The sequence below is a fragment of the Magnetococcus marinus MC-1 genome (assembly GCF_000014865.1).
Lineage (GTDB): Bacteria > Pseudomonadota > Magnetococcia > Magnetococcales > Magnetococcaceae > Magnetococcus > Magnetococcus marinus.
Genome location: NC_008576.1, coordinates 2,712,079 through 2,736,505, shown reverse-complemented (window position 1 = coordinate 2,736,505; position 24,427 = coordinate 2,712,079). Strand labels below are relative to the sequence as shown.

The 24,427-nt window shown below is 54.9% G+C and carries 3 protein-coding genes and 1 tRNA gene (1 of these 4 cut by a window edge); all 4 read left to right on the top strand.

The genetic code is table 11. The features are described from left to right. The first annotated feature begins 15 nt into the window (after positions 1-15). Positions 16-91, top strand: a tRNA-Glu gene (locus tag MMC1_RS11175). Positions 92-572: 481 nt separating this feature from the next. Further along, the gene (locus tag MMC1_RS11170) at positions 573-1,295 is read left to right on the top strand and encodes a SapC family protein (RefSeq protein ID WP_011713810.1); all 723 of its coding nucleotides are present in this window, start codon (positions 573-575) and stop codon (positions 1,293-1,295) included. A 316-nt stretch (positions 1,296-1,611) separates the two neighbouring features. Next, positions 1,612-4,236 carry a TolC family outer membrane protein gene (locus tag MMC1_RS11165; RefSeq protein WP_011713809.1) on the top strand — a complete coding sequence of 875 codons (2,625 nt, stop codon included), beginning with the start codon at positions 1,612-1,614 and terminating at the stop codon, positions 4,234-4,236. 355 nt (positions 4,237-4,591) lie between these two features. Further along, positions 4,592-24,427, top strand: partial view of a pentapeptide repeat-containing protein gene (locus tag MMC1_RS11160; protein WP_041641177.1) — the 5' end (the start) only. It continues 24,897 nt past the right edge of the window; only the first 19,836 of its 44,733 coding nucleotides appear in the window; it begins with the start codon at positions 4,592-4,594; its stop codon lies off the right edge, out of view.

Here is a 24,427-nt window from a genome sequence, read left to right as displayed (position 1 = left end):
GGCCGAAAATACCACGTCCCGTTCGTCTAGAGGCCTAGGACACCGGCCTTTCACGTCGGTAACACGGGTTCGATTCCCGTACGGGACGCCATATTTGGAAGGGTGCGAAATTCAGCCTCGATTTTCGCCCGCTCAAAGTGTCCAGATAGGACAAATGAGATCCCAATCGGCCCGCTGATGCAAACGCGTCAGCGGGCCGATCCGTTTTATGCGCTTGCTGTTCCCCTGGATTTATATTTAGCCGAAAAATTATTCGCCATTAAAAGGCGAAATAGGCCTTTTTGAGGGAGCCGCCTAAGAGGGGAGGCACCGGGATCTCTAGTCAGTTGCCTACCGTCACCATGAGCCCTTTGCCGCTCAATTGTCGATATCTCTTGTGAAGAGCAGCGGGATAGAAAAGTCCATTTCCGGCTGTTGTCACAAGGAAAACGGAGGGTCGGAGCAAAGGGGTGGTGTTTTTTACGAATTATGCTTCGTGTCCCCCCGGGAGACGTGTTAACCTCATAGGACATTTCTGCGGCTTATCTGTAGAGTGGCCGTCGTGTCTCATTTACATCTGGAGTGTCTGAACAATGGCTCAAGCGCTTTATGCTAATGTCGCTGTGGTGAATAGCAAAGAACATAAAGATCTGAAGATCAAGCCCATCAACCATTTCCGTTATGCAGCCAAGATTCAGAGTTGCCCTATTTCTGATATCGAATTTTTTCCCTGTTCCCTCTCCCATCCCATTATGTTCGCCAAGGCGGAGGATGGTAAAATTGTCCCCTTAGCGCTCATGGGTCTGGAGCGTGAAACCAATCAATTTGTTTCATCGGAAGGGGTTTGGAAAGAGGGCGAATACATGCCTGCTTTCTTGCGTCGTTACCCCTTTATCATGGTTCGCGATCCTGAAAATACCCGCATGGTTGTTGGCTTGGATATGGATGCCGAAGGGGTTAACCGTGACGAGGGGCGTGAGCTTTTTGATGAAAAAAGCGAAGCCAGCGAGTTTGCCAAAAGCGCCATGAAATTCCTTACCGATTTTCAAGAAGCCTTTGACCGCACCCAAAATTTCTTGGCCAAAATGTCCGAGCTAGAGTTGTTTGACGATGCCGTGTTTAACTGGGAGTTTAAAGGGGTTACCAGCTCCTTTGGTGGTTTTATGCGCATTGATGAAAAGAAACTTGATGAGTTGGATGATGAAACCCTGCTCGCCCTGACCCGCAGTGGTCACTATAAACTGATTGTGGCGCATTTGGTCTCCCTGCGTCGGTTCCAGCGTTTGGTTGACTGGAAAATGCGTCCAGCCAGCTAAGGCAAAGCTGCCTAGGCGGTGTTTTAAAATCAGGCCCGTAGTCATTTCTGCGGGCCTGAATTTATGAGAAAAATAAAACAATAAATATATCAGCTAGATTTTATTCAAATAATGGGGCGAGAGAAAAGGTGCTAAAAGGGTGTTTTCCTCATTCTTGTCTTTGGAAATAGCATGGGTTGCATGGTAATATGGAGGGTGACCCAACAAGGGTTGTCGGGGTTGGCTGTTGTTGAAGGTGCTGAACCGTTGTGGCTTGAATAAAAGAGAATGGGTTGTCGAATCCTAAAGTTGTCATTTTTCACGTGAGATATCTATCATGCCCATGTTTATCTGTAGAGCGATCTTATTGTTATGTTTTTTTGGTTTGCTCTCGGTTGTGCAACCAAGTTGGGCAGAAAACCTGCCTGTTCGCAAATTGGCTTTACTGGGTGAGGCCAGCACCGTGCGGTTCCAGGTGGATGCCGGTATGGGGGTCATTACACAGGGTGAGTTGATCGACCATGGTTATGGTTTGCGGGTGCGCCTCAAAGGGGTTACGCAACCCATGTTGGAGCAACTGGTCGCGCGTTTAACCATGGATAACCCGCTGGTTAAGTCCATCGACATCGCGGTGGATGAGGCCGCAGACGAGGGGCTCCTTACCCTGGTGCTGATGGAAAAGGTGGCCGTGCTGGATGAAACCTTGGTGGCGCTGGATGATGAACTCTCCCGCTGGGAGGTTGTGCTTACCACTGACCTGCCCCAGGAGGTGCTCAATCTCGATGAAAAGCTGCCCGCTCCGGTTCTGCACAAAGTGAGGTTGCTTAATCGCAGTGGTTTGCTCACGGTGGTGTTGGAGGGCAATGCGGCCATTGTGGCAGAAGCCTCATTTCGTGCCGATCCTCCCCGACTGATCTTGGATCTGCCCAAAGTGCCTATGGGTGAGTTAGAGACGGCCATTCAAGCCTATAACCACAATCCAGATCAACCCTTGGTGCGCGCCATCCGCAGTAAACAAGACACCCCTGGTGTGGGACGCCTGGTATTTGACCTTAATCAGCCATTGGATTTGGTGGAGAGCCTTGGCCGTGTCGAGGGTGAGCGGGGCACCATTGTCATAGGCTTGGTGCCCGATGGTGGATCAGCGGGTGCTAGCCAAGCGCAAAGTGGCGCTGTGGGGGGTAAGTTGAGCAGTGTTGAACTGCGGCAGCAGGGGCGGCGTCTTTCGCTGTTTTTAAATGGTACCACCGGTACCGAAGTAAGCGCTTATGCGCTGCAAAATCCCCCCCGTATCCGTATGGATTTAATCGGCTGGCGTCCTGAACAGGTGGTGGATGCGGTGGCCGCTTTTCAAACCAACCACCCCTTAATTCGCGCCATCCGCTATGGTGAATCAAGGCTGGGTTCAGCCCGGGTAGAGTTTGAGCTGGCGCAGTCGGTGCAGTTGTTGGATGCCGCAGTACGCAAAAGCTTTGATAATATGCATGAAAATTTTGTCGTGTCGGTTTTATCGCCCAAAGATCTCCTGCCGGGCAGCGCGTTGACGGCGCTACCGTTGGATCGCCGCTTGGTGCCTGATTTTGACTTTACGGAAAACCCGGAAATCATGATCAGCCCGGTGCAGTTGAGTAAGAACTTGACAGGCCCTTCATTGGATTTGCAAGAGGCACCCGCCCCCGAAGAGCCTGGGGTCACACTCAATTTGTTGGATTTTTATCAACAAGCTCTGGTGCGGGATGCCCAGTACCAAGCGGCAACATCGCTTTACCGCTCTAAATTAGAGGCCTTCCCCAAAGCTCGCGCCGGCTACCTGCCCAGCGCTTCTCTTTCGATTGTGGCCAATCGGGTTCACTCCCTGATTAAACGTCAGCAGCTCAGTACCTCGCCCGTTGGACCCATTAATTATGACGACCGTAGTTACACCCTGACCATTACCCAGCCCATTATTCAAGTGCCGGTCATTGTGCAGATGAGCCAAGCCCGTGTTACGGAAGAGCAGGCTAAGGTGGACCTCATCAAAGAGGAGCAGGATCTTATTCTCAGGGTTGCGCAAAATTATCTAAATTTACTGGCTTCCAAGGACTCTTTGGAGATGTCCAAGGCGGAACATGAGACCACCAGCAAGCATCTTGAGCAGGCGCAAACCCAGGAGCGTAGCGGTTTGGCCACCCGTACCGATGTTGCAACGGCGGAGGGGCGTGCGGCGTTGGCCGAGGCTGAGGTGATTGCCGCACAAAATCGCATGGAAGACGCCAAATATGCCCTCAAGGAGATTGTGGGAGAAAAGGTGGACGCAGTGCACGGGTTCCAGGGGGATTTTGATCCTGCGCCACCCCAACCTGCCAACATGGACGCTTGGTTAGAGGCCGCGCTGAAACAAAATCTCACGTTACAATCGGTCCGTCTAGCCCAACGTATTCAGCAGTTGGAGGTCAAGCGCTTGCAGGCTGGCTACATCCCCACCTTGACCTTAAAAGGGGAGCATGTTGGTTCATCGGCCAGCGGTTCAATTTTTGGTCCTGGGGCTAAAACCTATGACAGCACCATCGGGGTCACCATGGATATGAACCTGCTGGAGGGGGGGTTAACCATGGCCCAGGTGCGCGAAGCTAAGGCATTGGAAGCCCAAGCCCGCCAGCAAGCCGAGCAAAATTTTCGCCAAGTTGAGCGTCAAACTCGTTCGGCTTATCGCCAGGTGGAGTCCAGTTCAAGGCTATTGGGGGCGCTGCGTAAACAGGTTATTGCCAATGCCACCTCGCTCCAGTCCAAGCTCGCGGGTTATGCGTCAGGGGTAGAAAATGTGTTGTCGGTATTGGATGCCTACAAACTCTACTACACCTCACGTCGGGAATATTTGGCTCAGCGTTATGAGTATTTGGTAAACCGTCTACGGTTAAAACAGGCGGTAGGGGCGTTAAGTCAGGATGATCTGGAGAGTTTGGCAGCCCTGCTGGACCGTTGATGGTGGGCTCTCCAAATATCGCATGCCCATTAACCCTCGTGGCCAATTGGGGTTGTGGGCGGGCGTATGTCCAGGTTGGTTTGTAAAATCAAGCGGGTAGAAAAGATCTCCTACTTGGCAATAAAGGCGGTAGCCCATAGGTGACCAAGTTGGTTTATACAAAAAGTGACAGAGAGATGAAATATGAAACTCTCTCTGGCAAAAAGGACACTTAGTTTGGATAAGTGTCACGGTTTGTGTAGAGTTTTAAAAATGTCTGTTTAGGCTTTAAAAATATAAAACTTTCAATTGGATATGGCGTCAAGTCGCTCATTATCCAATTTAAAATGTTCCACACTTGTGGGGAGAGACCATCATGGCGCTACTTAAACCTTCCAAGCACCATGTTCATCCAGCCCGGCTTGCGCAAAAAATGCGGGATTTTTTGGCGCGTACAGGCCGTGGGCGGCGTTATGCTCAAGGGCGGCAGCGGCGGCTGTTGGTGGAAAATTTGGAGCCGCGCTTTATGCTCTCGGGCGAGGGTTTGGTCTTGCCCCCGACCCCCGATGCTGAGGCAGATAAAGTTAGCCTGCCGATCGAGACCCCTGCGGATCTCATTGCTACCCAATTCAACAGCCTAAGCAGCAACGTTATGCCCACCTTGGCGCAGTTGCAGCATGAGCCAGAGGATCAAGAGCAGGCCCAAGAGGTTACGGCATTGCTGTTTGTTGACCCTACGGTGGAAGATGCGCAAGGTTTGGTCAACGAGGCGCTCTCCAACCACAATGATCGCTCTGAGGGTGGGGTCGAGGTGGTATGGTTGGATGCCTTGCAGGATGGGGTTAAGCAGATTAGCAGTTGGCTTAAACAGTATCAAAATCTGGATGCCATTCACCTCATTAGCCACGGTTTGGATGGTCAGATTAAATTGGGCAGTACAACCCTGGATCTTGAAGGGCTTGCCCAATATGAAGATCTGCTTAAAGGCTGGGGCAATGCTTTGGCCGATGAGGCCGATTTGCTGATTTATGGCTGCGATGTGGCGGCGGGTGCGGCGGGTAAAAGTTTGGTGACGCAACTGGCGAACCTAACTGGGGCCGATGTGGCGGCCAGTGAGAATTTGACTGGAGCGAGCAACCTGGGTGGGGATTGGACCCTGGAGTATCAACAGGGCATGATTGACACCTCGGCCCTCTCGCTCAGCGGTTATCAGCATACGCTCTCCACGGGTACCAGCTACGATTTTAATGATGGGTTTGCCAGTCAGACCCTCAGTGGCAGCGCTGGGGATGTGCTGGATTTTTCGGATGTCACCGGGGATCTGCACTTTACCATCGACAATAATGGCGTCACGGTGCGCTATGCCGATGAGGGGCGTAGTGAAACCATTGAAACCACAGGGGGCAGCTACACCCTAAAAGGGGGGCTGGGTAATGACCTGTTTGTCATCAACGATGCCAGTTTGTTGCAAGGTATTGATGGTGGTGCGGGTAAAGACCACGTTACCTTCAATAACAGTTCGGTAAGCCTGAGCCAGAGCAGCGCCACAACCACCCGTGTTGACGCGACCTATGATGTTGAAGGGGTTGAGGATTATAGCGGTCGTATCTCCCTGGGTGGCTCTTTGGTGGATGCCGCAAAGAGTGCCTTTGATAGCTGGTTTAATACGGCGGCGGCCTTTGTGCAGGATGGTTTGATCTCTACCACCCTGCCCATTTTGGACATGAGCTTGGGTGAGGTTATCCAAAGCGGCTTTGGTTTGGCCGGGGTGAACAGCCAGGATGAGCTAACCGACCTGCTGGGTATTGACAGTGGGGAGATGGACAGCGCCTTGGCTGCGGCGGATGCTGCCATTAGTGGTTCAACGGATATGGGGCTGTGGGCCGATGCCCTGACGGTGGAGTTGAACAATCTGGCTGGTAGTGACATGTTTGCTGTCACCGCAGGTCTCTATGACCAGTGGGGCGAGGTGCGTTTTGATCTGGATTTCACCAGCACCACCAGCTTTACCACTCCGGTTACGCTCTCTGACGCCATAACCCAAGCGCTCGCTCAAGCAGGGCTTGAACTGAACGTGAGCTCTGACTTGACGGTAGAGGCCAGTTTGGGTGGCGGGGTTGGGGTAGGGGTGATGTTGGCCGGTGTGACTGATCTGGATACGGCAACGTCTGGTTTTGACGGCTTTTTACGGGTTGATCCCATCACCCTTAATAGCACCATTGATCTGGCGGATTTGGTAGCCACGGTTGGGCTCTCTGAGAGCCTGTTTGGTCCAGGTGCGGCGGCGGTTTCGGTTACCAATGGGGTGGTGCAGTTGCAGGCCATGGCCCGTATGCAGTTGGATGATGCGGCGGCCGATGGGCAAGGGCGTATAAGCTTGGCTTCTGTTGGGGCCGATGTGGCCGCGATTGGGGAAAATCTAGAGCTTCAAGCCATGGGTTCGTTGCAGGCGGTGCTGCCGCTCTCAGCGACTTTGGGCAATCTTGATCTGACCAACTATGGGGTGCCCACCCTGCTGCTTTCCACAGACAATCTGTTTCATTATGATGCCAGTGGTTTTTCTGTCACAACCCCCCAGGTGGATCTGGATCTCCAAATTGGTCAAGAGCTTAAAGAGAGCCTCTTGGGTCTGTTGGGTCAATTGCAGGGGCTGGGTGAGAACCTGCCTTTTGGTCTGTTTGATCAAGAGATCCCCGGTTTGGGGCAGAGCCTTTCCCAACTGATCGGCAATGGCCAGAGTGCCACCCAAACGGTGGGGGGGACGTTCAGACTGGTGGATGCCGCCACCACCTATTTTGATGGATACAGCTTTAGTGGGACCGATTTTCCCTCGGTACGGGGTCTGTTGCAGACCCTAAACGATGCGATGGCGGCCTTGCTGGCGGTTAAGTTTAGTGGTGATACATTGGACTGGTCTGGGGCCAATTTGGCTGGGCTGGATTTCTCTGCCATGGGTTTTGACCTGCGTGGCATGGATTTCTCAGGGGCAAACCTGAAAGGGGCCGACTTCAGCGGGTTGGATCTGAGTGGGATAAATTTTGCTGGGGCGGATTTAAGCGGGGCAATCTTTAGCAATGGGGCGGATCGCGCCACCCTGCGCGGGGTCGATTTTAGTGCCGCCATTCTGGATGGCATTGATTTTAGCGGGCTGGATCTGCGGGGTATTAAGTTAGATGGCGCGTGGCTGAATGGTGTCAACTTTAGCGGGGCCTCTCTGTTGGATGTGGATTGGGGCCGGGTGCGTTTTGCTGGCGAGCAAAGCCCAACCCTTACCCACGCCCTGACCAATCGGGATTTGAGCGACCTGTTTGGCGGCGCTAGTGTGGATTGGCTCCGACTGGGCTATGGTCTGGACCTCTCTGGCGTGGGGCTCGACTTGAGTGGTTTTGATCTGTCGGGGTTGGATCTGTCAGGGATCAATTTTGCGGATATTTCGTTTGCGGGTGCCAATTTGCGGGGCAGCCGCTTTTTTGATGCCACCTTTAGTGCCCTGAATGATTTTAGCCATGCCTGGGCGCTGGATGTGCAGTGGGGCAATGTGGACCTGGGCGGGATTGGTGCCACACTGACTAATCTGGTGGTGGATAGTGGGTTTAGCCTGGGTTGGGGTGGCGTGCTGAATTTGAGCAGCGGCGGCAACTTCAGCGGTTTTGATTGGAGCGGCTTCGATCTTTCCGGGCTGGATTTGCGTGGCTTTGACCTGTCGGGTCTCACCCTGCGTGGTGCCAATATGAGCGGTGCCCGCTTGGATGATACCACCACCATGGATGCCACTACCGACTTCTCTTTTAGTGATTGGCAAGGGGTAGATCTAAGCGGTTTAAGCACGCTGTTGGGGCAGTTCCGTGGGGTTAATTTCGCGGGGATTGACTTTGCGGGTATTAGCTTTGACGTTGGCAGTCTGGACTTTACCGCAGTGAACTTCAGCGGGGCGGCTCATCTGGATGGGTTGTTTAACAACCTCTCTGCCAGTGTGCAGCGGTTGTTTGATGGGGCGCGTTTTGCGCAGGTGGATTTCTCAGCCTTAACCGCTTTGGACGGCCTTTTGCAGTGGGGAAGTTTTAAGGACAGCTCATTCGAAGGGTCGGATCTGTCGGGTCGGGATCTCTCGGGTGGTGATTTTAGCGGGGCCTCCTTCTTTGGTTCTTTGTTCGACGGGGTGCGTTTGGATGGAGCCAACCTCTCTGGGGTGGATCTCTCCGGTTTAAGTGGGGCGGTTGTGAGTGCGGCTGGGGCCTTTTATGACACCCTCAGTCGTTTGCCGGATGCGTGGGATAGTAGCTTTTTGGCCGATCTTAATCCGGTGGTGGTGGAGGAGATCTTTGCCCAAGGGGCCCCTGGGCCAGCCTTTGCCTTTGGTGGCGGGGTGGCGTTTAACGGCGATCGCGTCGAGTTAAAACTTAATTTACAGGCCAATGTGGATGAGCGTTTCAGTGCGGATTTTGCACTGAGCAGCGAAGATCTGCTGGCCGATTCGCTGGCGCTGTTGCCGAGCTTTGGGGTGAGTGGCCAAGCCCAGGGACGCGCCATTGTGGCGTTGGACCTAGAGCTGGGTACGGTGCTGGGCTTGCGGGATCGCAATTTGGGCGGGGTGTTGACCCTGCCCGTGCCAGCCAGTTTTGACCCCTATATGATCTTAAATCGCTTTGAGATTGGGGCCAGCCTGGGTGTTGGTGGCATTGAAGCGGATCTTACCCTGGCCAACTTTGGCGCGGTCACGGTGGAGTCGGCTTCGATTGATGCCCAAGTGGGTGCGCGCATCTCGTTGGCGGATCCCAATGGGGATGGCAAACTCTCTTTCAGTGAGCTGGCCGCATTGCAGGAGGCCGATCCGACCGCATGGTGGAAAAATATTGCCAGCATTACCCCTTCGACCAATCTGGACGCCAAGTTAGAGGTGTTGGTGGATAGTGGTATTACGGTTGGGGGTAGCACGGTTACGGATCTGCTGGGCAACCCCATTGTCACCATCGCCAGTAATACCCTGTTTAGCGTCAATGAGGCGGGTGATTTTATCTTTAACCAGCCAGACGTCACACTGGATGTGGCGCTTAATAACGAGCACAAAACCAAATTGTTGGAGCTTCTGGATACCCTAAAAAGTGCAGGGGATGGGGCGCTCAACTCCGCCTTTTTAACCACGGCCATACCGGGTATTGATCAATCTTTGGCAGAGATGTTTGCCAATAATCAGAGCGACGATACCATTATCCAACGCTTGTTTAATCTAACGAGCAGTGCCGAGGCCTATTTTGAAACCACTACCCTAGGTAGTGGTAGCGAGACGGCCACCATCAAGGGGTTGGTCGCCGCACTGAACAGCGCCTTACAAAAGGCGGTCGCGGTTACGTTTGACGCCCTTACCAGCGAATGGGCTGGGGCGCAGTTGGCCTATACCGATTTTACCGGCCAGTCATTGCGGGGGTTTGACTTTACCGGGGCCAACCTGACGGGGGCGGATTTCCGGGGTGCAGACCTAAGCGGGGCGAGCTTCGCTGGGGCAGATCTCAGCGGGGCGCTGTTTGTCGGTGACGATGGTAACGGGCAGAGCCTGAAAGCGATCTTGAACGATGTCAACTTGAGTGGGGCTACCTTAGGGGGCCTCTCACTGGCAGGTTTGGATCTGCGTGGTGCTAATCTTGCGCACACCGATCTCTCTGGGGTCGATCTCTCCAACGCTTTGGTGGTGGATGCCCGTTTTGAGGGGGCCTTGGTTGATGCGGCGACCACCATTAGCGGTCTGCTCTACACAGGCGGGTTGGATGCTGAACTGCTTAGCAGTGTAACGGGCCAAGGGGTGGCTTTGGCGGCTGGGGCTGATTTGAGCGGGTATGACCTAAGCGGCTTTAATCTCTCTGGTTTGCGCTTGGATGGCATTGACCTGAGCGGGGCTAACCTAACCCGCGCCAACCTGCGCGATGCCGGTTTAGCCGGGGCGACCTTGGCGGGTGCCGATTTGAGCGGGGCTTTTGCGTGGGGCGTCGATTTTAGTGGGGTTGTGGGCAGTGATAGTGCCACCGTAACCGATATGGTGGTGGAAAATCTCTCCGCCATTGTCGAAACTTTTGCCTCTGGTATTAAAGATTTCGCCACCGATAACAACTTCGCCGGGTTTAGTTTTGATGGCTTTGACCTTTCCCAGCTAGATTTTAGCGGTAAGGATCTGGCGGGGGCCTCTCTCAAAGGGGTTACGCTGCACGAGGCCATTCTATCCACCGCCTCATTCAGTGCGCTTACCGACTTTACCCATGCCGATCTGTCGGGTCTGACCACTCTCAACCCTGGCGAGAATTTGCTGCCTAGCGTGGTGACAGGGCTGTTCCAGGGGGCCAATCTGGCAGGTTTGGACCTCTCCAATCTAAGTTTTAGTGGGGTCAATCTGGCGGGGGCCAATCTTGCTGGGGTCTCTTTGAGTGGAACCCATCTGGACATGGCCAACCTGCGCGGTGCAGTGTTGGTCGGCATTGAGGATTTGGCCAATGTTGCCACCTTGCAAGGGGCGCTTTACGACGCCGCAACCAACTTTGCTGGGGTGGATGCTGGGGATTTAGCAACCTTAAAGTCCAGCATGCTGCAATCACTGATTGGTGAGGGTGCAGGGGTTGCCATGGGTGGCCCTCAGTTTGCCTTTGATGGCGGGCTGAACCTGCGTGGCGACGAGTTGGTCATTGATCTCAATATGCGGGTCAACTTGGCTCGTGAGATCGGCGTGAACTTCTCTCTAGGAACGGCGGATCTGGATGAGGCAGCCCAGGCTGTGCTGCCCGATCTGGCGATTTCCGGGGATGCCTCGGCCAATATCTACACCTTGGCAAATGTGGATTTAGGCTTGGTCATCGGTACGGCTGGATCAGGCGGGGTGTTTTCAGCCCCCACCCTGGACCCCTATTTTTATGTGAACCAGTTGGAGGTTGGGGCGACGGTCGAGTTGGGCAATGTAGCGGCGCAGCTGGATGTTGCGGGCATTGGAGGGCTCTCCATTGAGCAAGGGGAGATGAGCCTATCGGCCAAGCTGAGTGCGGCGGTGGCAGATCCAGATGCCAGCGATGGTGAAAAGCGCATTACCAGTGCCGAGGTGAGCGCAGCGGGTGGGGTAGGCACGCTGATAACGCTGACGCCAGAGGCAGAACTGGCGGGGATGTTTGTCTTTGATGCGTCGGCGGGTGGTTTTAATGTTTCCGATTATGGGCTGATGGAGGTCCATTTTCAGCAGGATAATCTGCTGAGCTACGACGGGGCCGCCTGGAGTGTGCAGAGCCCCGATGTGTGGGTGGATCTGCAAATCAGCGAAGCGCTGAAGGCGAAGATTCTGGATCTGCTGGGGCAGGTTGAGGATGTGATTGCGGGATTGCCGCTGGATCTGTTGGATGAGGAGATTCCTGGTCTTGGTAAGAGCTTGGGGCAGCTTATTGGGGGTACCGACAGTGCCGCCAGTGACATAACCGACTATCTTAAATTGCGGGATGCCGCCAACGCCTACTTTACCACCTACACCTTTACGGGCAGCGATTTTCCCTCGGTGCGGGGTTTCTTAAATGCGCTGAATGATGCCTTGGCGGCCTTAACTTCGGTGGATTTTTCCCTGAGTGAGGGGCTGGATTGGTCGGGTGCCAATCTGGCAGGGGTGGATTTTTCCAGCCTGGGTTTGGATCTGCGTGGGGTGGATTTTTCAGGGGCGCTTTTGAAGGGGGCCAACTTTACGGGTCTGGATCTGACCGGGGTGAATTTTGCTGGTGCGGATTTAAGCGGGGCGATTTTCCAAGGGGTGGGTCTGCCCTCGGCGATTTTGCGTAAGGTTGACTTTAGCGATGCGATTTTGGATGGCATCGACTTTAGTGGGTTGGATCTGCGCTGGGCGAATATGAGCAATGCGCATATGGATGGGGTGAACTTCTCGTATGCCGGGTTGTTTGATGTGACGTGGGGTAGCCCCAGCTGGAACCGAGGCAAATTGCCGGATCTAAGCCATGCCTTGAGCAATATTGATCTGAGCGGTCTGTTTGGCAGTCAATCCAGCAGCGGTTGGCAGCTATGGGGGCGTGGGTTGGATCTGGCCTTGCTCAATTATGATTTTAGCGGCTTTGACCTTTCAGGTTTGCGTTTTGATGGCATTGATCTTTCGGGGCTTAAACTGATTGGCGCCAATCTGCGCAATGCCATCTTTAGCGACAGCAGCACCCTAAACAACACCGATTTTAGTGGCTCTTTTGCGCTGGATGTGGATTGGGGTGACTTTAATCTGTCGGGGCGCATGGTAGATATGATCACCACCGATATGGTGGTGGAGGGCAGCTTTGCCGAGGCGTGGGCGGGCATTAAAAAGCTGGTGAGCGGGGCGGATTTTAGTGGCTTTGATTTTAGCAACTGGGATCTGTCGACGCTGGACTTTAGCGGCATCAATATCAGTGGTGCCAAGCTTAGCGGGGCCAATTTAAAAGATAGCACCCTTGGTGGGGCCACCATTAGCTTGGATACCGACTTCTCCTTTTCTGACTGGCGCGGGGTGGATTTAAGCGGGTTGAGCACGCTGTTGGGTCACTTCCGAGGGGTTAATTTTGCGGGGTTGGACTTTGACGGCATCAATTTTGATCCTGGTGTGCTGGAGTTTAGCGGGGCCGATTTTAGCGGAGCGCTCCATTTAAGCGGTCTGTTTAGCGATCTATCGGCCAGCGTTAAGCGGCTGTTTGATGGGGCCAGCTTTAAAGGGGTGGATCTCTCTGGTGAGACGAGCCAAAACGGCAAGTTTAAGTGGGGCAGTTTTAAAGGGGTAGACTTTAGCGGGGTAGATTTCAGCGGGATAGATCTGTCTGGGGTCGATCTTTCGTTGTCGGTGTTTGAGGGTGCGGTGTTGGAGTCCACCCTATTTGATGGAGCGCTGCTGGGCGGTGTCGATTTTAGTGGGGTAAGCGGCAGTATCGCCAGTGCGGCCAATGCATTTTACGATGCCACCACCAAGTTGGTGGGAAGCTGGAGTGAGAGCCTGACAGCGACCATGAACGCGGTGGCGGTGGAGGATGTGTTTAGCCGGGGAGCGCCTGGGCCGAGTTTTGCTTTTAGTGGTGGGGTGGATTTTGGTAGCGACCAAATTGACCTGAGCATGAATCTACAGGTCAATGTGGATAAGAGCTTTCATGAGGCGTTTGCGTTTAGCAGCGATGATTTGCTGCCGGAGGCGCTGGCACAGGTGGGTGGATTGGATCTATCGGGCAGCGCCTATGGTCGGGCGATTGTGGCGTTGGATTTTGATATGGGTACGGTGATCGGTTTGGCAGCGACCGATGTTGGTGGGTTATTGACGGTGCCGTTGCCCAGCAGCTACGACCCCTATTTTAAGCTGAACCGGTTTGATGTTGGGGCGTCGCTGGGTGTGCAGGATATTAGCGCGAGTCTGGATCTGGCCAACATTGCGGGTGTGACGGTGGAGTCAGCCTCTATTGCGGCGCGGGTTGCGGCCAGTGTGGATATGCAGGATGTGGATGGGGATGGGCGTCTCTACTATTCGGAGCTGCAAGCGCTCAAGGATGCCGACCCGACCAACTGGATGAACCACCTGGTCACCGTGACCCCTGGCGCGACCTTTGAAGCGGAGCTGCAAACCGCCGTCAATGTGGGTGGGGATGCCGACTTGGGGGCGCTGTTGGGTAGCCCCATTGTGACGATTGTCAGCGACCAGTTGTTTACCACCGATGCCAATGGCAAGGTTCAGTTTAACGCACCAGAGTTCTATCTGGATATCGCGCTGACGGCGGATCAGAAAGATAAGTTGCTGGAGGTTTTGGATACCCTCAAGAGCGCCGGTGACGGTGCGCTGAACAGCGATTTCTTAAACACCAAAATCCCTGGTATTGATCAATCTCTGGCGGATATGTTTGCCAGCCAAGGCAGCGACAAGAGCATCATTCAGCGCATATTTGATCTGAAAACCGATGCGGAGAGCTATTTTGAGAACAGCACCTTGGGCAGTGGCAGCGAGACGGCGACCATCCGTGGTTTGGTGGATGTTTTAAACAACGCACTCACCAAAGCGGTTACGGTTGATTTTGATGCCGCAGTGACCACTCGCTGGGCTGGGCAGGCGTTGGCCTATACCAGTTTTGTGGGGCAATCGCTGCGTAATTTTGACTTTAGTGGTGCCGACCTGCGTGGTGCCGACTTTAGCGGTGCCGATCTAAGCGGGGTAGACTTCTCTGGGGCCAATCTGGCCGGGGCCATCTTTAGCACCACCAGCGGTGGTAACAGCAGCCGCGCCAAGTTGGGCGGGGTGAACCTGCAAGGGGCAATCCTGGATGGGGTGAGCCTGAGTGGTTTGGATCTGCGTGGTGCGGATCTCTCCAACACCGATCTGTCGGGTGTGGATCTCTCCTATGCGCTGGTGGTTGGGGCGCGGTTTGCCAATATTTTGAGTGATGCCCAAACCGATATCAGCGGCATGCTCTACGATGCCGGCCATGCGGATCTGTTTACGGCGGAGGCGGTGGGCAGTGCGCTGCACCTAGCCGCAGGGGTAGACCTTAGCGGCTATGATCTGGCGGGTTTCGACCTCTCTGGTTTGGATTTGAGCGGCGTTAATCTGACCGGGGCCAACCTGACCGGGGCCAACCTGCGGGATGTGCTGTTGAGCAGTGCCAATCTGGCGGGTGCTGACTTTAGTGGTGCCTTTGCGTGGGGTGTGGACTTTACCGGCAGCAGCGGTGGGGATTCTGCCACGCTCACCAACATGTTGGTGGAGAGTGCGGCCAACCTCACCTTTGGTTTCGGTGGGGGGATCAAGGATTTTGCCACGGATAAAGATTTAAGCGGCTTTGATCTATCGGGCTTGGATCTTTCTGGCATGGATTTTAGCGGGGTTAATCTGAGCGATGCGCTGCTCTGTGGTACGGATTTGAGTGGAGCCGATTTAACCACGGCAACCTTGTCCAAGCTGACCGATTTTACAGGTGCGGATCTGTCGGGTTTGGCGGTGCAAGGGGATGGCCGGGCGGCGCTGGCAGATCAGGTGCAGGGGATTTTTGCGCGGGCCAATCTGGCGGGTTTGGATCTTTCCGACTTGAGTTTGAGTGGGCTGGATTTGGCGGGGGCCAATCTGGCGGGTGTGGTGCTAAACGGTACCGCATTGGATATGAGCAACCTACGGGGTGCTGTGCTGGCGGGTGTGCAGGAGATCGCCCAAGTGGGCAGCCTGCAAGGGGCGCTTTACGATGCGGCGACCAACTTTAGTGGGATTGACGCTGGGGCATTGAGCACGCTGAAGTCGGGTATGCTGGAGTCGCTGGCGGGTGTGGGCGTGCAGGCGGGTGGCCCCAGTGTGCAGTTTACGGGCGGTTTGGATCTCTCGGGTGACGAGGTGGTCATTGCGCTGAATCTGCGGGTGAACTTGGCTCGTGAAGTGGGCTTGGAGTTTTCGCTGGGTACGGCGGATCTGGATGAGGCGGCGCAAGCGGTGCTGCCTGATCTATCCATTGCCGGGCATGCGGCGGGTTCGATTTATGCCCTTGCCGATATGGATTTGGGCTTGGTGATTGGTACCAAGAGCAGTGGTGGTAGCTTTGATCTACCGGTGCCCAGCAGTTTGGACCCCTATTTTTATGTGAACCAGTTGGAGGTTGGGGCGACGGTCGAGTTGGGCAATGTAGCGGCGCAGCTGGATGTTGCGGGCATTGGAGGGCTCTCCATTGAGCAAGGGGAGATGAGCCTGTCGGCCAAGCTGAGTGCGGCGGTGGCAGATCCAGATGCCAGCGATGGTGAAAAGCGCATTACCAGTGCCGAGGTGAGCGCAGCGGGTGGGGTAGGCACGCTGATAACGCTGACACCAGAGGCAGAACTGGCGGGGATGTTTGTCTTTGATGCGTCGGCGGGTGGTTTTAATGTTTCCGATTATGGGCTGATGGAGGTCCATTTTCAGCAGGATAATCTGCTGAGCTACGACGGGGCCGCCTGGAGTGTGCAGAGCCCCGATGTGTGGGTGGATCTGCAAATCAGCGAAGCGCTGAAGGCGAAGATTCTGGATCTGCTGGGGCAGGTTGAGGATGTGATTGCGGGATTGCCGCTGGATCTGTTGGATGAGGAGATTCCTGGTCTTGGTAAGAGCTTGGGGCAGCTTATTGGGGGTACTGACAGTGCCGCCAGTGACATAACCGACTATCTTAAATTGCGGGATGCCGCCAACGCCTACTTTACCACCTACACCTTTACGGGCAGCGATTTTCCCTCGGTGCGGGGTTTCTTAAATGCGCTGAATGATGCCTTGGCGGCCTTAACTTCGGTGGATTTTTCCCTGAGTGAGGGGCTGGATTGGTCGGGTGCCAATCTGGCAGGGGTGGATTTTTCCAGCCTGGGTTTGGATCTGCGTGGGGTGGATTTTTCAGGGGCGCTTTTGAAGGGGGCCAACTTTACGGGTCTGGATCTGACCGGGGTGAATTTTGCTGGTGCGGATTTAAGCGGGGCGATTTTCCAAGGGGTGGGTCTGCCCTCGGCGATTTTGCGTAAGGTTGACTTTAGCGATGCGATTTTGGATGGCATCGACTTTAGTGGGTTGGATCTGCGCTGGGCGAATATGAGCAATGCGCATATGGATGGGGTGAACTTCTCGTATGCCGGGTTGTTTGATGTGACGTGGGGTAGCCCCAGCTGGAACCGAGGCAAATTGCCGGATCTAAGCCATGCCTTGAGCAATATTGATCTGAGCGGTCTGTTTGGTAGTCAATCCAGCAGCGGTTGGCAGCTATGGGGGCGTGGGTTGGATCTGGCCTCGCTCAATTATGATTTTAGCGGCTTTGACCTTTCAGGTTTGCGTTTTGATGGCATTGATCTTTCGGGGCTTAAACTGATTGGCGCCAATCTGCGCAATGCCATCTTTAGCGACAGCAGCACCCTAAACAACACCGATTTTAGTGGCTCTTTTGCGCTGGATGTGGATTGGGGTGACTTTAATCTGTCGGGGCGCATGGTAGATATGATCACCACCGATATGGTGGTGGAGGGCAGCTTTGCCGAGGCGTGGGCGGGCATTAAAAAGCTGGTGAGCGGGGCGGATTTTAGTGGCTTTGATTTTAGCAACTGGGATCTGTCGACGCTGGACTTTAGCGGCATCAATATCAGTGGTGCCAAGCTTAGCGGGGCCAATTTAAAAGATAGCACCCTTGGTGGGGCCACCATTAGCTTGGATACCGACTTCTCCTTTTCTGACTGGCGCGGGGTGGATTTAAGCGGGTTGAGCACGCTGTTGGGTCACTTCCGAGGGGTTAATTTTGCGGGGTTGGACTTTGACGGCATCAATTTTGATCCTGGTGTGCTGGAGTTTAGCGGGGCCGATTTTAGCGGAGCGCTCCATTTAAGCGGTCTGTTTAGCGATCTATCGGCCAGCGTTAAGCGGCTGTTTGATGGGGCCAGCTTTAAAGGGGTGGATCTCTCTGGTGAGACGAGCCAAAACGGCAAGTTTAAGTGGGGCAGTTTTAAAGGGGTAGACTTTAGCGGGGTAGATTTCAGCGGGATAGATCTGTCTGGGGTCGATCTTTCGTTGTCGGTGTTTGAGGGTGCGGTGTTGGAGTCCACCCTATTTGATGGAGCGCTGCTGGGCGGTGTCGATTTTAGTGGGGTAAGCGGCAGTATCGCCAGTGCGGCCAATGCATTTTACGATGCCACCACCAAGTTGGTGGGAAGCTGGAGTGAGAGCCTGACAGCGACCATGAACGCGGTGGCGGTGGAGGATGTGTTTAGCCGGGGAGCGCCTGGGCCGAGTTTTGCTTTTAGTGGTGGGGTGGATTTTGGTAGCGACCAAATTGACCTGAGCATGAATCTACAGGTCAATGTGGATAAGAGCTTTCATGAGGCGTTTGCGTTTAGCAGCGACGATTTGCTGCCGGAGGCGCTGGCACAGGTGGGTGGATTGGATCTATCGGGCAGCGCCTATGGTCGGGCGATTGTGGCGTTGGATTTTGATATGGGTACGGTGATCGGTTTGGCAGCGACCGATGTTGGTGGGCTATTGACGGTGCCGTTGCCCAGCAGCTACGACCCCTATTTTAAGCTGAACCGGTTTGATGTTGGGGCGTCGCTGGGTGTGCAGGATATTAGCGCGAGTCTGGATCTGGCCAACATTGCGGGTGTGACGGTGGAGTCAGCCTCTATTGCGGCGCGGGTTGCGGCCAGTGTGGATATGCAGGATGTGGATGGGGATGGGCGTCTCTACTATTCGGAGCTGCAAGCGCTCAAGGATGCCGACCCGACCAACTGGATGAACCACCTGGTCACCGTGACCCCTGGCGCGACCTTTGAAGCGGAGCTGCAAACCGCCGTCAATGTGGGTGGGGATGCCGACTTGGGGGCGCTGTTGGGTAGCCCCATTGTGACGATTGTCAGCGACCAGTTGTTTACCACCGATGCCAATGGCAAGGTTCAGTTTAACGCACCAGAGTTCTATCTGGATATCGCGCTGACGGCGGATCAGAAAGATAAGTTGCTGGAGGTTTTGGATACCCTCAAGAGCGCCGGTGACGGTGCGCTGAACAGCGATTTTATAAACACCAAAATCCCCGGTATTGATCAATCTCTGGCGGATATGTTTGCCAGCCAAGGCAGCGACAAGAGCATCATTCAGCGCATATTTGATCTGAAAACCGATGCGGAGAGCTATTTTGAGAACAGCACCTTGGGCAGTGGCAGCGAGACGGCGACCATCCGTGGTTTGGTGGATGTTTTAAACAACGCACTCACCAAAGCGGTTACGGTTGATTTTGATGCCGCAGTGACCACTCGCTGGGCTGGGCAGGCGTTGGCCTATACCAGTTTTGTGGGGCAATCGCTGCGTAATTTTGACTTTAGTGGTGCCGACCTGCGTGGTGCCGACTTTAGCGGTGCCGATCTAAGCGGGGTAGACTTCTCTGGGGCCAATCTGGCCGGGGCCATCTTTAGCACCACCAGCGGTGGTAACAGCAGCCGCGCCAAGTTGGGCGGGGTGAACCTGCAAGGGGCAATCCTGGATGGGGTGAGCCTGAGTGGTTTGGATCTGCGTGGTGCGGATCTCTCCAACACCGATCTGTCGGGTGTGGATCTCTCCTATGCGCTGGTGGTTGGGGCGCGGTTTGCCAATATTTTGAGTGATGCCCAAACCGATATCAGCGGCATGCTCTACGATGCCGGCCATGCGGATCTGTTTACGGCGGAGGCGGTGGGCAGTGCGCTGCACCTAGCCGCAGGGGTAGACCTTAGCGGCTATGATCTGGCGGGTTTCGACCTCTCTGGTTTGGATTTGAGCGGCGTTAATCTGACCGGGGCCAACCTGACCGGGGCCAACCTGCGGGATGTGCTGTTGAGCAGTGCCAATCTGGCGGGTGCTGACTTTAGTGGTGCCTTTGCGTGGGGTGTGGACTTTACCGGCAGCAGCGGTGGGGATTCTGCCACGCTCACCAACATGTTGGTGGAGAGTGCGGCCAACCTCACCTTTGGTTTCGGTGGGGGGATCAAGGATTTTGCCACGGATAAAGATTTAAGCGGCTTTGATCTATCGGGCTTGGATCTTTCTGGCATGGATTTTAGCGGGGTTAATCTGAGCGATGCGCTGCTCTGTGGTACGGATTTGAGTGGAGCCGATTTAACCACGGCAACCTTGTCCAAGCTGACCGATTTTACAGGTGCGGATCTGTCGGGTTTGGCGGTGCAAGGGGATGGCCGGGCGGCGCTGGCAGATCAGGTGCAGGGGATTTTTGCGCGGGCCAATCTGGCGGGTTTGGATCTTTCCGACTTGAGTTTGAGTGGGCTGGATTTGGCGGGGGCCAATCTGGCGGGTGTGGTGCTAAACGGTACCGCATTGGATATGAGCAACCTACGGGGTGCTGTGCTGGCGGGTGTGCAGGAGATCGCCCAAGTGGGCAGCCTGCAAGGGGCGCTTTACGATGCGGCGACCAACTTTAGTGGGATTGACGCTGGGGCATTGAGCACGCTGAAGTCGGGTATGCTGGAGTCGCTGGCGGGTGTGGGCGTGCAGGCGGGTGGCCCCAGTGTGCAGTTTACGGGCGGTTTGGATCTCTCGGGTGACGAGGTGGTCATTGCGCTGAATCTGCGGGTGAACTTGGCTCGTGAAGTGGGCTTGGAGTTTTCGCTGGGTACGGCGGATCTGGATGAGGCGGCGCAAGCGGTGCTGCCTGATCTATCCATTGCCGGGCATGCGGCGGGTTCGATTTATGCCCTTGCCGATATGGATTTGGGCTTGGTGATTGGTACCAAGAGCAGTGGTGGTAGCTTTGATCTACCGGTGCCCAGCAGTTTGGACCCCTATTTTTATGTGAACCAGTTGGAGGTTGGGGCGACGGTCGAGTTGGGCAATGTAGCGGCGCAGCTGGATGTTGCGGGCATTGGAGGGCTCTCCATTGAGCAAGGGGAGATGAGCCTGTCGGCCAAGCTGAGTGCGGCGGTGGCAGATCCAGATGCCAGCGATGGTGAAAAGCGCATTACCAGTGCCGAGGTGAGCGCAGCGGGTGGGGTAGGCACGCTGATAACGCTGACACCAGAGGCAGAACTGGCGGGGATGTTTGTCTTTGATGCGTCGGCGGGTGGTTTTAATGTTTCCGATTATGGGCTGATGGAGGTCCATTTTCAGCAGGATAATCTGCTGAGCTACGACGGGGCCGCCTGGAGTGTGCAGAGCCCCGATGTGTGGGTGGATCTGCAAATCAGCGAAGCGCTGAAGGCGAAGATTCTGGATCTGCTGGGGCAGGTTGAGGATGTGATTGCGGGATTGCCGCTGGATCTGTTGGATGAGGAGATTCCTGGTCTTGGTAAGAGCTTGGGGCAGCTTATTGGGGGTACCGACAGTGCCGCCAGTGACATAACCGACTATCTTAAATTGCGGGATGCCGCCAACGCCTACTTTACCACCTACACCTTTACGGGCAGCGATTTTCCCTCGGTGCGGGGTTTCTTAAATGCGCTGAATGATGCCTTGGCGGCCTTAACTTCGGTGGATTTTTCCCTGAGTGAGGGGCTGGATTGGTCGGGTGCCAATCTGGCAGGGGTGGATTTTTCCAGCCTGGGTTTGGATCTGCGTGGGGTGGATTTTTCAGGGGCGCTTTTGAAGGGGGCCAACTTTACGGGTCTGGATCTGACCGGGGTGAATTTTGCTGGTGCGGATTTAAGCGGGGCGATTTTCCAAGGGGTGGGTCTGCCCTCGGCGATTTTGCGTAAGGTTGACTTTAGCGATGCGATTTTGGATGGCATCGACTTTAGTGGGTTGGATCTGCGCTGGGCGAATATGAGCAATGCGCATATGGATGGGGTGAACTTCTCGTATGCCGGGTTGTTTGATGTGACGTGGGGTAGCCCCAGCTGGAACCGAGGCAAATTGCCGGATCTAAGCCATGCCTTGAGCAATATTGATCTGAGCGGTCTGTTTGGCAGTCAATCCAGCAGCGGTTGGCAGCTATGGGGGCGTGGGTTGGATCTGGCCTCGCTCAATTATGATTTTAGCGGCTTTGACCTTTCAGGTTTGCGTTTTGATGGCATTGATCTTTCGGGGCTTAAACTGATTGGCGCCAATCTGCGCAATGCCATCTTTAGCGACAGCAGCACCCTAAACAACACCGATTTTAGTGGCTCTTTTGCGCTGGATGTGGATTGGGGTGACTTTAATCTGTCGGGGCGCATGGTAGATATGATCACCACCGATATGGTGGTGGAGGGCAGCTTTGCCGAGGCGTGGGCGGGCATTAAAAAGCTGGTGAGCGGGGCGGATTTTAGTGGCTTTGATTTTAGCAACTGGGATCTGTCGACGCTGGACTTTAGCGGCATCAATATCAGTGGTGCCAAGCTTAGCGGGGCCAATTTAAAAGATAGCACCCTTGGTGGGGCCACCATTAGCTTGGATACCGACTTCTCCTTTTCTGACTGGCGCGGGGTGGATTTAAGCGGGTTGAGCACGCTGTTGGGTCACTTCCGAGGGGTTAATTTTGCGGGGTTGGACTTTGACGGCATCAATTTTGATCCTGGTGTGCTGGAGTTTAGCGGGGCCGATTTTAGCGGAGCGCTCCATTTAAGCGGTCTGTTTAGCGATCTATCGGCCAGCGTTAAGCGGCTGTTTGATGGGGCCAGCTTTAAAGGGGTGGATCTCTCTGGTGAGACGAGCCAAAACGGCAAGTTTAAGTGGGGCAGTTTTAAAGGGGTAGACTTTAGCGGGGTAGATTTCAGCGGGATAGATCTGTCTGGGGTCGATCTTTCGTTGTCGGTGTTTGAGGGTGCGGTGTTGGAGTCCACCCTATTTGATGGAGCGCTGCTGGGCGGTGTCGATTTTAGTGGGGTAAGCGGCAGCATCGCCAGTGCGGCCAACGCATTTTACGATGCCACCACCAAGTTGGTGGGAAGCTGGAGTGAGAGCCTGACAGCGACCATGAACGCGGTGGCGGTGGAGGATGTGTTTAGCCGGGGAGCGCCTGGGCCGAGTTTTGCTTTTAGTGGTGGGGTGGATTTTGGTAGCGACCAAATTGACCTGAGCATGAATCTACAGGTCAATGTGGATAAGAGCTTTCATGAGGCGTTTGCGTTTAGCAGCGATGATTTGCTGCCGGAGGCGCTGGCACAGGTGGGTGGATTGGATCTATCGGGCAGCGCCTATGGTCGGGCGATTGTGGCGTTGGATTTTGATATGGGTACGGTGATCGGTTTGGCAGCGACCGATGTTGGTGGGCTATTGACGGTGCCGTTGCCCAGCAGCTACGACCCCTATTTTAAGCTGAACCGGTTTGATGTTGGGGCGTCGCTGGGTGTGCAGGATATTAGCGCGAGTCTGGATCTGGCCAACATTGCGGGTGTGACGGTGGAGTCAGCCTCTATTGCGGCGCGGGTTGCGGCCAGTGTGGATATGCAGGATGTGGATGGGGATGGGCGTCTCTACTATTCGGAGCTGCAAGCGCTCAAGGATGCCGACCCGACCAACTGGATGAACCACCTGGTCACCGTGACCCCTGGCGCGACCTTTGAAGCGGAGCTGCAAACCGCCGTCAATGTGGGTGGGGATGCCGACTTGGGGGCGCTGTTGGGTAGCCCCATTGTGACGATTGTCAGCGACCAGTTGTTTACCACCGATGCCAATGGCAAGGTTCAGTTTAACGCACCAGAGTTCTATCTGGATATCGCGCTGACGGCGGATCAGAAAGATAAGTTGCTGGAGGTTTTGGATACCCTCAAGAGCGCCGGTGACGGTGCGCTGAACAGCGATTTTATAAACACCAAAATCCCTGGTTTGGATCAATCCCTGGCCGAGATCTTTGGGGCGGCAGAGGGCGAGCAGACCTTTATTCAAAAGCTGTTTAACCTTACGAGTGATGCCACCGCCTATTTCAATACCACCCATCTGGCTGATAGCCCGGTTGGGAGTGAGCCTAAGGCGACCATTCGCGGCTTGGCCGATGCCTTAAACAGTGCCTTGACTGAGGCCATGGCACTACCCTTTACCCCCTCCACAACCCAGTGGGCGGGTGCCATGTTGGCCCATACCGATTTTACCGGCCAGTCGCTGCGTAATTTTGACTTTAGTGGTGCCGACCTGCGTGGTGCCGACTTTAGCGGTGCCGATCTAAGCGGGGTAGACTTCTCTGGGGCCAATCTGGCCGGGGCCATCTTTAGCACCACCAGCGGTGGTAACAGCAGCCGCGCCAAGTTGGGCGGGGTGAACCTGCAAGGGGCAATCCTGGATGGGGTGAGCCTGAGTGGTTTGGATCTGCGTGGTGCGGATCTCTCCAACACCGATCTGTCGGGTGTGGATCTCTCCTATGCGCTGGTGGTTGGGGCGCGGTTTGCCAATATTTTGAGTGATGCCCAAACCGACATCAGCGGCATGCTCTACGATGCCGGCCATGCGGATCTGTTTACGGCGGAGGCGGTGGGCAGTGCGCTGCACCTAGCCGCAGGGGTAGACCTTAGCGGCTATGATCTGGCGGGTTTCGACCTCTCTGGTTTGGATTTGAGCGGCGTTAATCTGACCGGGGCCAACCTGACCGGGGCCAACCTGCGGGATGTGCTGTTGAGCAGTGCCAATCTGGCGGGTGCTGACTTTAGTGGTGCCTTTGCGTGGGGTGTGGACTTTACCGGCAGCAGCGGTGGGGATTCTGCCACCGTGAGCAACATGTTGGTGGAAAAAGCGGCCAATATATCGGCTGGTTTTGCGAGCGATCTTAAAGATTTTGCCACCAGCAACAATTTTAAGGGCTTCGACTTTTCGGGTTGG